At 70.2% G+C, this 10,605-nt stretch carries 7 protein-coding genes; 4 read left to right on the forward strand and 3 right to left on the reverse strand.

Annotated elements, in window-relative coordinates; genetic code table 11:
- Positions 1-254: 254 nt before the first annotated feature.
- Positions 255-1,802, reverse strand: coding sequence for an MFS transporter (locus ACGFW6_RS40700; protein ID WP_393521644.1), 1,548 nt, complete (start codon positions 1,800-1,802; stop codon positions 255-257).
- Positions 1,803-1,988: 186 nt separating this feature from the next.
- Between ACGFW6_RS40700 and ACGFW6_RS40705 the strand changes: the two genes are divergently transcribed.
- The 3 genes from ACGFW6_RS40705 (at position 1,989) to ACGFW6_RS40715 (ending at position 4,106) form a co-directional block, all read left to right on the forward strand.
- The gene (locus tag ACGFW6_RS40705; protein ID WP_393521646.1) at positions 1,989-2,612 is read left to right on the forward strand and encodes a TetR/AcrR family transcriptional regulator; all 624 of its coding nucleotides are present in this window, start codon (positions 1,989-1,991) and stop codon (positions 2,610-2,612) included.
- An 82-nt stretch (positions 2,613-2,694) separates the two neighbouring features.
- A complete protein-coding gene (locus ACGFW6_RS40710) occupies positions 2,695-3,396 on the forward strand; it encodes a ribonuclease HII (protein WP_393521648.1) in 702 nt (233 codons plus the stop codon).
- Positions 3,397-3,464: 68 nt separating this feature from the next.
- Positions 3,465-4,106: a hypothetical protein gene (locus ACGFW6_RS40715; RefSeq protein WP_393521650.1), complete on the forward strand. Its 642-nt coding sequence runs from the start codon at positions 3,465-3,467 to the stop codon at positions 4,104-4,106.
- A gap of 397 nt (positions 4,107-4,503) precedes the next feature.
- Here ACGFW6_RS40715 and ACGFW6_RS40720 read toward each other — a convergent pair whose 3' ends face one another.
- Together ACGFW6_RS40720 and ACGFW6_RS40725 are read right to left on the reverse strand one after the other, a co-directional pair.
- Positions 4,504-5,124: a hypothetical protein gene (locus ACGFW6_RS40720; protein WP_393521652.1), complete on the reverse strand. Its 621-nt coding sequence runs from the start codon at positions 5,122-5,124 to the stop codon at positions 4,504-4,506.
- Between the two features lie 315 nt (positions 5,125-5,439).
- Positions 5,440-7,605 carry a RecQ family ATP-dependent DNA helicase gene (locus ACGFW6_RS40725; protein WP_393521654.1) on the reverse strand — a complete coding sequence of 722 codons (2,166 nt, stop codon included), beginning with the start codon at positions 7,603-7,605 and terminating at the stop codon, positions 5,440-5,442.
- 266 nt (positions 7,606-7,871) lie between these two features.
- Between ACGFW6_RS40725 and ACGFW6_RS40730 the strand changes: the two genes are divergently transcribed.
- Positions 7,872-9,812, forward strand: a complete 1,941-nt coding sequence (locus ACGFW6_RS40730) for a DUF4192 family protein (protein WP_393521656.1) — start codon at positions 7,872-7,874, stop codon at positions 9,810-9,812.
- Positions 9,813-10,605 lie beyond the last annotated feature (793 nt).

The following is a 10,605-nucleotide window of genomic DNA, read 5'->3' on the forward strand; positions in this document are numbered from 1 at the left end:
TGCGACCGATGGGGCCGCACGCACAGAAGGCACGCGAGAGGCGCAGGGGGTGGGGCATGGAGTTCTCGCCGCTGCTGGGCGCGCTGGTCGTCGCGGCGGCTGCCGTGTGGGGCGGGCTGTGGCTGGCCCGCCTCCTCGCGACTCGCCCCACGGTGGTTGCCGTGGGGGAGGTGCGGATGGCCGGATCGTCGTCCCCGCCTTCGGTCCCCCGGACCCGATCCGGCCATCCGCGGCCCTGCGCGGGCCCGGCAGGGTCAGCCGGCCATCGGGCCCGCCGTCCCGGAGAGCGCGTCCAGGTCGCTCTTGCGGACGCGGATCACGAACCACGCGGTGGCCAGGGCGAGGACGGCCATCGAGGCTGCTGCGACGAAGCCCGTGGAGATGCCCTGCGTGAGCACCTCGTGGCCCCACTGACCGGGCAGCTGATGCGTCTTGGCGAACTCGGCCTTCTGCTCCGCCGATCCCTCCGCCATGAACTGCGGCAGTTGCTTCTCCGCCTCGTCCTTGCTGGCCGTGCCGAACACCGTGGTCAGGATGGACAGACCCAGCGAACCGCCCACCTGCTGCGTGGCGTTGAGGAGTCCGGACGCGGCACCCGCCTCGTGCTGGGCGACACCGGAAACCGCGGTGATCGTCAGCGTCACGAAGTTCAGACCCATGCCGAAGCCGAACACCAGCATCGGCCCGAGCACACCTCCGACGTACGTACTGTCCGCGGTGATGAAGGTCTGCCAGGCCAGCCCGATCGCCGCGAGCGCCGAACCGGCGAGCATGAACGGCTTGGGGCCGAGCACCGGAAGGAAGCGCTGCGACAAGCCTGCTCCGAGTGCGATCACGACCGTCACGGGCAGGAAGGCGAGACCGGCCTCGATCGGGCTGTACTGGAGCACGTTCTGCACGAACAGGACGATGTAGAAGAACATGCCGAACATCGCCGCTGCGAGGCTGAGCATGATCACGTACGTGCCCGAGCGATTGCGGTCGGCGAACATCTTCAGCGGGGTGATGGGTTCCTTCGCCCGAGATTCGATGAACGCGAAGGCCAACAGCAGAACCACCGCGGCTGCGAACGACCCGATCGTCAGGCTGTCCCGCCACCCCTCGTCCGCCGCGCGGATGAAGCCGTAGACCAGGGATGCCATGCCCGCCGTCGAGGTCGCCGCGCCCGCTATGTCGAAACGGCCCGTGTGCCGTTCGGACTCGCTGATGTACAGCGGCGCGAGCACGGCTATCGCGATACCTATGGGCACGTTGACGAAGAGCACCCATCGCCAGTCGAGCCACTCGGTGAGCATGCCGCCCGCGAGCAGGCCGATGGCGCCGCCGCCCGCGGAGACGGCGGCGAAGACGCCGAAGGCCCGGTTGCGTTCCGGGCCTTCGGGGAACGTGGTGGTGATGAGCGCCAGCGAGGTGGGCGACGCGATCGCGCCACCCATGCCCTGGAGCACGCGTGCGGCCAGCAACTGCCAGGGCTCTTGTGCCAGTCCACCGAGCAGCGAGGCGAGCGTGAACAGCAGGATGCCGGTCATGAAGACCCGGCGGCGGCCCAGGATGTCGCCGGCGCGGCCGCCCAGAAGCAGCAGGCCGCCGAAGGTGAGTGTGTAGGAGCTGACGACCCAGGTGAGGTCGGTCGTGCTGAACTTGAGCGCGCCTTGAATGTGCGGGAGCGCGATGTTCACAATCGTCGCGTCGAGTACCACCATGAGTTGGCAGGCCGCGATGACGGTGAGCGCGATGCCGGGGTGTCCCTCCCGGCGGGCCGCACCTGGTTTCTGATCTTTGATCAACTGAGAGGTTGTCACTATGAGTCCCCCACAAGTGCCTTAGTGAACGCTCGCGTTCACTGTCGCGACAACCGTAGTGAGTCCCCGGTAGTGAACGCAAGCGTTCACTCGTATTGTCGTCGCACGGCATGTCCCCCGTCGTTGCCGCGTGATGAGTTCCCCGTCCCCGGAATTCCCGCTTCCCTGCTTGTTGGAGACGCTCAGATGGTTACCTCGCGCTGGACGGCCGCCCCCGCTCAGGCGGCCTCCCTCCGTCGGCGCGGCGCCGTGCTCGAACGCGCGATCCTCGAAGCCGCACTCGACCAACTCAGTACCGTCGGCTGGAACGGCCTCACCATGGAGGGCGTCGCCGCCGGGGCGCAGACCGGTAAGGCCGCGGTCTACCGTCGCTGGCCCTCCAAGGAGGACCTCGTCGCCGACGCGCTGCGTGCCGGGCTGCCGAGCTTCGAGTCGGCCCCCGACCTCGGGAGTGTGCGCGAAGACCTGCTGGCGCTGTGCCGGCAGGCACGTGAGGCGATGTACTCACGCCCCGGATTCGCCCTGCGATCGGTGATTCACGAATGCGACACCCTACAGGCCGAGCGCTTTCACGGCGTGATCTTCGAGGGTGTCGTGGAGCCGACGATCGCCTTGCTGCGTGAGGTCATCACCCGTGGAATTGAGCGGGGAGAGGTGCGGGAAGACGCGGCGAACGGCTATGTCTTCGACGCCATCCCGGCGATGATGATGTACCGGTCCAAGATGTGCGGGAGCGAATGGGCGGACCGGGATCTTGAGCAGATGATCGACCAACTCATGGTTCCGCTGCTCCGTCCGGCAGGGGGCTGACACATCGCTGCACTCGCCCTGAGATCACTTTGAGGCACCAGGGTGTCGAAGCGGGTTCCGGGCGGCGTAGGCTAAGGGCGCCATGCCGTACGAACCGCCTACTCACACCGTCGAGCGCTCCCTTCGAGCCACGACCGGAGCGAAGATCATTGCCGGTGTCGACGAGGTGGGGCGCGGTGCGTGGGCCGGACCCGTCACCGTCTGCGCTGCGGTCACCGGACTGCGCCGGCCCCCCGAGGGACTCACGGACTCCAAGCTGCTGACCGTCAAGCGGCGCACCGAGCTTGCCATCGTGCTGCGCAAGTGGGTGACGTCCTATGCCCTCGGGCACGCCTCTCCGGAGGAGATCGACGAACTCGGGATGACGGCCGCGCTGCGACTCGCTGCCGGGCGCGCCCTGGAAGCTCTTCCGGTCCGCCCCGACGCCGTGATCCTCGACGGGAAGCACGACTACCTCGGGGCTCCCTGGAGGGTCCGAACGGTGATCAAGGGCGACCAGTCGTGCGTGGCGGTCGCGGCGGCCTCGGTGATCGCCAAGGTTCAGCGCGACAAAATGATGGCCGAACTGGGTATCGACCATGCAGACTTCGGTTTTGCGGACAACGCCGGGTATCCGTCGCCCGTGCACAAGGCCGCACTGGCGGAGCGGGGACCCACCCCGTACCACCGGTTGTCGTGGGCGTATCTTGATGCGCTGCCCCAGTGGCAGCACCTCAAGAAGGTGCGCACCTGGGTGGACGGAAGCGTTCCGGAGATCGAGGGTCAGCTCGGCTTCGATTTCTGACGATTCCGCTCGCACTCGTGTGCCACCCGCCGACGCGAGCCGTACCAGCGTTTGATAGACATCAACTCATGCCTCTCATTCCCGAGGAGCCTCAGATTCACGAGAGTGCCCAGGGTCCCCGCGCCACGCCGGCCAGTGGCCGAACCGCGCCGACCCCTCGCCCCGTACCCGGCCCGCGCCCCGCGGCTCCGTCGCGTCCCGGCCGACCCGGGCCCGTGCGGCCCGCGCCGCCGGTGCAACGTGCGCCGCGTGATGTGGCCGGCGCCAAGCCCGCACCGTCGGGCCCCGCTGCTTCCGTCGTCCCCGCTCCGGCGCCGGCGACCCCGCAGATCCAATTGATCCCGGCCCCGCCCGAGGGAGCGCTCGACGCTGCCGAGGAAGCCGTTGACCTGCTGCTGGACACGGGTCGCGCTCCTGGCGAGGTGCTGGTGATCACCACCGGCGAACAGCACCCGTGGGCCACCCACGAGCTGTCCTTCGGTGACACCTCCTACTGGGCGCAGCACGACGCCGGTGACGACGTGTTCTACGCCGACGCCTCAGTCGCGAGCCGCGCCACGGCGCGTCCCGTGGTCGTCGTGGCCGTCAACGGCGGTGCCGACGACGCAGCCGTCAGCGCCCTGCCGCTGGCTCTCGGCAAGGCCGGTGCCCTGCTGATCGTCTGCGGTGACCCGCAGCGGATCAACGCGGTGCTCGGCGCGGGCGTCTGATCCGGTTCCGGTTCGTCCGCGGAACGTTCCGCGGGACACCGGGGGATATGGGATGCCGCTGTCGCGGCGTCTCTGCACGGTGGGGCCTTTGGAGTGCGCGCACGAGTGGGCAACTCGCCGCGCTCGGGGCCCAGTAGGTTCGGGGGGCGGGTCCATGTTCGGCACAGTCGTCGTGGACCGGTTTCCATGTACAGCACAGGCGTCGTGGGCTGGATTCCAAGGACGTCTCAGGTCGTCATGGGCTGGTTTCTGAAGAGGCCACGTCGTCCTGGAACGGTTTCCGAGGATGCCGTCCGTCGTGACGCTGTACGTCATACCCGCCGCATGCCGGCGGGGATCTTCGGCAGGAGCCCGCACAGGTTGCCTCGCCCTGATCGGACGTACGCGTCCTGTTTCCTCAGCGGGCAGCCGCGCGACGGAGGACCTCCGAAGCCGCGCCGCCGGTGCGGGGCAGCGGAACCGGTGCTTCGGACGTCGCGAAAGGCTCGGGTGACGAGTCCGCGCTGGGGCGGCGTCCGCCGCGTCCCTCACCGAGGACCTGCCAACCGTCATCGGTCAGCGTGATGTACGCCCCGCAGCGCAGGCCGTGCAGGGTGCAGGCGTCGCGCAAGCCCCACATCCAGGCGCCGTCCTCCTCCGTCCAACGGGCGTCGCCCTCGCGGCAGTAGAGCAGCACGGCGGTGCGTACCGGGGTGCGGCGGCGCAGGTCGTGCGGGATGACCCGGCGCAACTGGGACAGCAGGGCGTTGCGGAATGTCCAGCCGTCGGCCGGGGCCGCTCGGCGGGTGAACGAGGCACTCGCCCGCAACCTCTCCTCCGCGTCGAGCACGGCGACGATCGCGGTCGCCGGCCTGGGGCGGTGCCGCGAGTGCAGACCGCTGACTATCTCGCGGGGGTTGCGCAGCAGCGGAATGCCCGCAGCGGCCCACTCCGCGGGTTCGAGCATGCGGGCCAGGGAGTTGGCGGATGCGGCAGACAGATCGGTTGCCGCGGAGGACGGAGCGAATCCGAAGGTCACGGTCCTCCCTTCGGCTACGCGCCCACACTGCGGGCGAGATCGGATTCGGGGGAGCGCACGCCGCAGCAGAGCCCATCCGGATCACGGACGAGCCGCACGGGGAGCGGACTCCAATTCTTCCTGTCGAACCGGAATGCGGCAACGAGCAATTGGGGCCACCGACCGATATCTGATGGTGCGAGGGTTATATCCCTACCCAATGCATGACAGTGAGACGCATGGGGAGACCGTCCGTCACCAGCTCGTACCCGTCTCATGAGCGCGTATGCCCTGGGTGCCGCGGACTTGGCGGTCGCGGACCCGTACCGGCCGAGATCAACCCTGCACGGCCAGGACCAATGGCATGACCCCCTGCGCCCCTGCACGGCGCAGCATGCGTGCGGCGACGGCTAGGGTCCAACCCGTCTCGGTGAAGTCGTCCACCAGCAGCACTGGGCCAGGGTTCTCGGAGAGCGCCGAGGCCAGGTCGTCAGGCACGGTCAGCGCGCCGTCGAGCGCCTTCAGCCGCTGCGCGCTGTTGCTTCGTGAGACGTGGGAGCCTTCGCCGACGTACTCCAGGGAACCCAGCAGCGGGAGTCTGCCGATCTCCGCGATGCGCGCGCCCAGGGAGTTGATCAGCTGCGGCCGGGTGCGGGAGGCGATGGTGACGACACCGACCGGGCGAGGTACGGCGTCCTGGGCGCCTGGAGCCCAGCCGCCCGGTCCCTTGGCCCAGTCGACCAGGACACCCACGACTGCCTTCGCGACGTCGTCGGGCACGGGCCCGTCCGGGGCATGGGGGGCCAGCATCGGTCGCAGACGGTTGCCCCAGCCGATGTCCGACAGCCGTCCCAAGGCCTTCCCCGGGGCGGCCTGTTCGCCGGCCGGGATACGTCCCTTGAGTTCGACGCCGATCGCGGGGAGACCGGTCGGCCACATACGGCGCGGCTCCACCTCGACGCCCGCTCGGCCGAGGTCGACCCGCGCGGCGTCCAGCGCGACCGTGGACGTATCGGCGGTGAAGCGTGCGCCCGCGCAGTTGTCGCAGCGACCGCAGGGCTTGGCCCCCTCGTCGTCGAGCTGACGCTGGAGGAACTCCATGCGGCAGCCCGTCGTCGAGGCGTACTCGCGCATCGCCTGCTGCTCGGCCGCGCGCTGCCGGGCGACCCAGTCGTACCGCTCGGCGTCGTACACCCACGGCTCTCCGGTGGCGATCCAGCCGCCCTTGACCCGGTGGACCGCGCCGTCCACGTCCAGGACCTTGAGCATGGTCTCCAGGCGGGAGCGGCGCAGCTCCACCAGAGGTTCCAGAGCGGGCAGCGACAGCGGTCGGTCCGATCGCGCGAGGACGTCGAGCGTGCGGTGAACCAGGTCCTCCGAGGGGAAGGCGAGCGAGGCGAAGTACTGCCAGATCGCCTCGTCCTCCTGCCCGGGCAGCAGGAGCACCTCGGCGTGCTCGACGCCGCGGCCGGCGCGGCCGACCTGCTGGTAGTAGGCGATGGGGGAGGAGGGCGAACCGAGGTGGACCACGAAGCCGAGGTCCGGCTTGTCGAAGCCCATGCCGAGCGCGGAGGTGGCGACCAGGGCCTTGACCCTGTTGCCGAGAAGATCGTCCTCGGCCTGCTGGCGGTCGGCGTTCTCCGTCTTGCCGGTGTAGGAGGCGACCGTGTGCCCGCGGTGCCGCAGGAAGGCCGTGACCTCCTCGGCGGCGGCCACCGTGAGCGTGTAGATGATGCCCGAACCCGGCAGGTCATCGAGGTGGTCGGCGAGCCAGGCCATTCGGTGGGCGGCGTCCGGCAGTCGCAGGACGCTCAGGCTCAGGCTGTCCCGGTCCAGCGGACCGCGCAGCACGAGAGCGTCCGAGGTACCACCGGTACCCAGCTGTTCGGCGACGTCGGAGGTCACGCGCGCGTTTGCGGTGGCGGTGGTCGCCAGCACGGGCACTCCGGGCGGGAGATCGGAGAGCATCGTGCGCAGTCGTCGATAGTCGGGCCGGAAATCATGGCCCCAGTCCGAGATGCAGTGCGCCTCGTCCACCACGAGCAGGCCGGTCGCCGCGGCCAGCTTGGGCAGCACCTGGTCGCGGAAGTCGGGGTTGTTGAGGCGTTCCGGCGAGACGAGCAGTACGTCGACGTCGCCCGCGGCGATCTCGCTCTGGATCGTGTCCCACTCCTCGGTGTTGGAGGAGTTGATCGTGCGTGCGTGAATGCCGGCGCGGGCGGCGGCCTCGACCTGGTTGCGCATGAGGGCGAGCAGCGGCGAGACGATCACCGTGGGCCCGCTGCCGCCGGATCGCAGCAGGGACGTGGCCACGAAGTACACCGCGGACTTGCCCCAACCCGTCCGCTGGACGACGAGCGCGCGGCGTCTGTCGGCGACCAGCGCCTCGATCGCCCGCCACTGGTCCTCGCGCAGCCGGGCCGTCCCGGTGTCGTCCCCGACGAGGCGGGCGAGGACCGCGTCGGCGGCCGTCCGCAGATCCGCGTTGCTCGTGTGTTCCATGGGTTCTATACAACAGGACGGCACTGACATCCGGGCCGGACGGGACTGACTTCCGGGGCAGGGCGACGCTGATATGCGAGGGCTGTGCGGCACTGTCATCCAGTGCTGGACGGGCCGGGCTTCGCGAGCGGAGAGGCCGGGAATCCCGTACCGGAGGGGGTGGAGCGGAGGCGAGGCAGCCGCACTTGCTTCCGGGTTGTTGTGTCCCTGGTCAGAGTTATCCACAGGGCAAAGCGGAGTCTCAAGATCCGCGAGATCGTCTCCGCATGACGAACCACAGCGAAGCCACCGGATCCCCCGAAAACGACGGCCCCTCGGGCCAGGACCACCCTCTCGCGCCCAGGTCGGCCGACCCGAATGACGCGCGTGACATGCGAGGCGGGTACGACGAGAGTCCAGGAAGCCCACGACACAGGAACCCACTCGCCTGCACGGCGTACGAAGGTCAGCTGCCCGAGCATCAGGTCACCCTGCGCACCCCGGCGGAACTGGCCGACGCCCTGCCGTACCTCCTCGGCTACCGCCCCGAGGACAGCATGGTGCTCGCGGCCCTGCACGACAGGGACGGCAGGGGTCGATTCGGCGGCCGGGCGCGGCTCGGCATCCCCGCGAACGCGGAAGACTGGGACTCCGCCGCCACACAGCTGGCCCACGGTTTGGTGACAGGCAGCGAGCGACGGGGAGCCCGGCCCGAACAGATTGTCGCCTTCCTGTGCCAGGACCCCGCCCAGGGCGAGACGGGCCGGCAGGTGATGGAACGGCTGCGGCCACTGGCGCAGAGGATGCGCATCGCGTGCGGCAACCTTGACGTGCCCGTGGTCGAGGCCCTGTGTATCTCGGCCGGGCGCTTCTGGTCCTACTGCTGCGACAGGACAGAGTGCTGTCCGGCCGAGGGCCGACCGATGGGCCTGCCCGGTACGTCGGTGCTGGCGGCCGCGGCCGCCTACGCCGGGGTCCAGGTGCGCGGCACCCTGAGCGAGCTGCGGGCCAGGCTGCTGCCCTGGGAGACCGCCGCCGCTCTCGAGCAGGAGAGCGCCTTGGACCGGGGTGGGATGGCGCTGGTCCCGAGGATCCTCGACGACGAGCAGCGGGCGGGGGTGGCGGAGGAGACGCTCGAACTGGCCGAGCAGCTGCGGAACCGGTTCGCGGCGGCCCCGGCCGTGTCCGGAACGCTCACCGCCGATCTCCGTGACGACGATCTGCTCGACCACGACGAAGCCGCGAGGCTCATTCTGGGCCTGCAGGATCGTGTGACCCGCGACCGCGTGGCCGAATGGATGGAGGGCGAGGAAGCCGCGCCCGCTCTACGACTCTGGCGTGCACTGGCCCGCCGCTGCGTCGGGTCGTACCGGGAGCATGGCGCGGCACCCCTCACCCTGGCCGGTTGGGTTGCCTGGTCCACCGGCGACGAGGTGGAGGCCCGCGAGGCTCTTGCTCTGGCGCTGGGCGCCGACGCCGACTATCTCTTCGCCCGCCTGCTTCACCAGGCTTGCAACGAAGGGCTCGACCCCGAGTCGATCCGCCGCTGCCTGCGAACTGAACGTGCCGGGCGCGATGAGGAACCGGATGCGGGGCGGCAGGACGAGACCGGGGATGTGGAGGAGCTGGCAGATGAACAGCTTCGGGGACCGGTGGTGAAGGACGAGTCCACGTCCGACGCGGAGGATCGGCGCCGGTCCCGGCACTCCGCGGGTTCGGCTCGCGGTCTCTCCCGCGTGGCCAGGGCTGTCGTGCGAAAGCGGGGGTCGAGTGCTGTGCGTGCCCGTACGGCGGCCGGGTCGCAGCCGGTGACCAGGCGGCCGGGCGGCAAGTCGTCGCATGCGGGGACCGCGAGGCCTGGCGGTGACGCGTCGGGAGCGTCGAAAGACGCGGGGGTACGTCCGGTGAAGAGCACCGGTCCGCGTTCGACGGGCAGCTCTCCGTCGCGTCCGGCGAGCAGCACCGCACCGCGCACGGCAAGGAGCTCTGCCTCACGCACGGCAAAGAGCACCGCGCCGAGTAAGGCGACGAGCACCGCACCGAGCCCGGCAAAGAGCACCGCACCGAGCCCGGCGATGAGCACCGCGCCGAGTGAGGCGACGAGCACCGCACCGAGCCAGGCGAAGAGCACAGCCCCCGGCACCCTGAAGAAGACAGCCGCGCGACAGAGCGGAGCTAGCCCGGACAGCATGCGTACCGGGAACAAGGGCGCCGAGGAAGAGGCGTGAACCGGCGCGAACCGAGCACTGAGGGGCAATGCCGAGCTCAACGAGATTCCCACGCGCCGGGGTCGCCCCATGGCAGGCGTGACCTGGAGGGATCCGTCCCCGTTCACCTGAGTGGCGGAACGCCTGGACCGGCCGTGCCGCCGGACCCCCCTGTCACTCAGGACCCCCAGCCGGCGCCGCGATCGCCCGCGGTGCGATGAGCGCAGAGGAAGCCGCACCATGCCACAGCCGATTCCGACCTCGCCGGCCGCCGACGACCGCTCGACAACCGGCGGGCCGGTGCCGTCCCAGCGACAGGACCCGGTGCCGTCCCAGCGACAGGACACAGGCCCGCCCCACGGCGGGAGCACTGGGGCGCAGCACACGCTCATGACGCCGAGCGGCGTTCCCCGGACCGTTCAGCCGACCAACAGCGGTTCGTCCCGGCCGACCCCGAGTGACTGGCCGTCGCCAGCGCCGATCGACTGGCCCTCGCCCCCTCCAACGGACTGGCCGTCGCCGGCTCCAACCGACCGTCCATCCCCGACCGCCAAAGCCTGGCCCCCACCCCCACCACCCCTGGCAGATCAGCAACCACGCACCAAGCTTCCTCAGCAGCCGACCCGGCCCACCCGGCCCACCGGACTCGCTCGCCCGACCGGGGCCACCGGGACCACTGGAGTCTCTCGCCCCACCGGGACCACCGGAACCACTAGCCCCACCGACACCACTGGAACCACCCGGCCCACCCGCCCCGCTCAGCCGACAATCCCAAGCCCCCCACCCCCCCCCCCCCCCCGCCCCCCCCCCCGCC

It is taken from the genome of Streptomyces sp. Y7 (assembly GCF_043195415.1).
GTDB lineage: Bacteria > Actinomycetota > Actinomycetes > Streptomycetales > Streptomycetaceae > Streptomyces.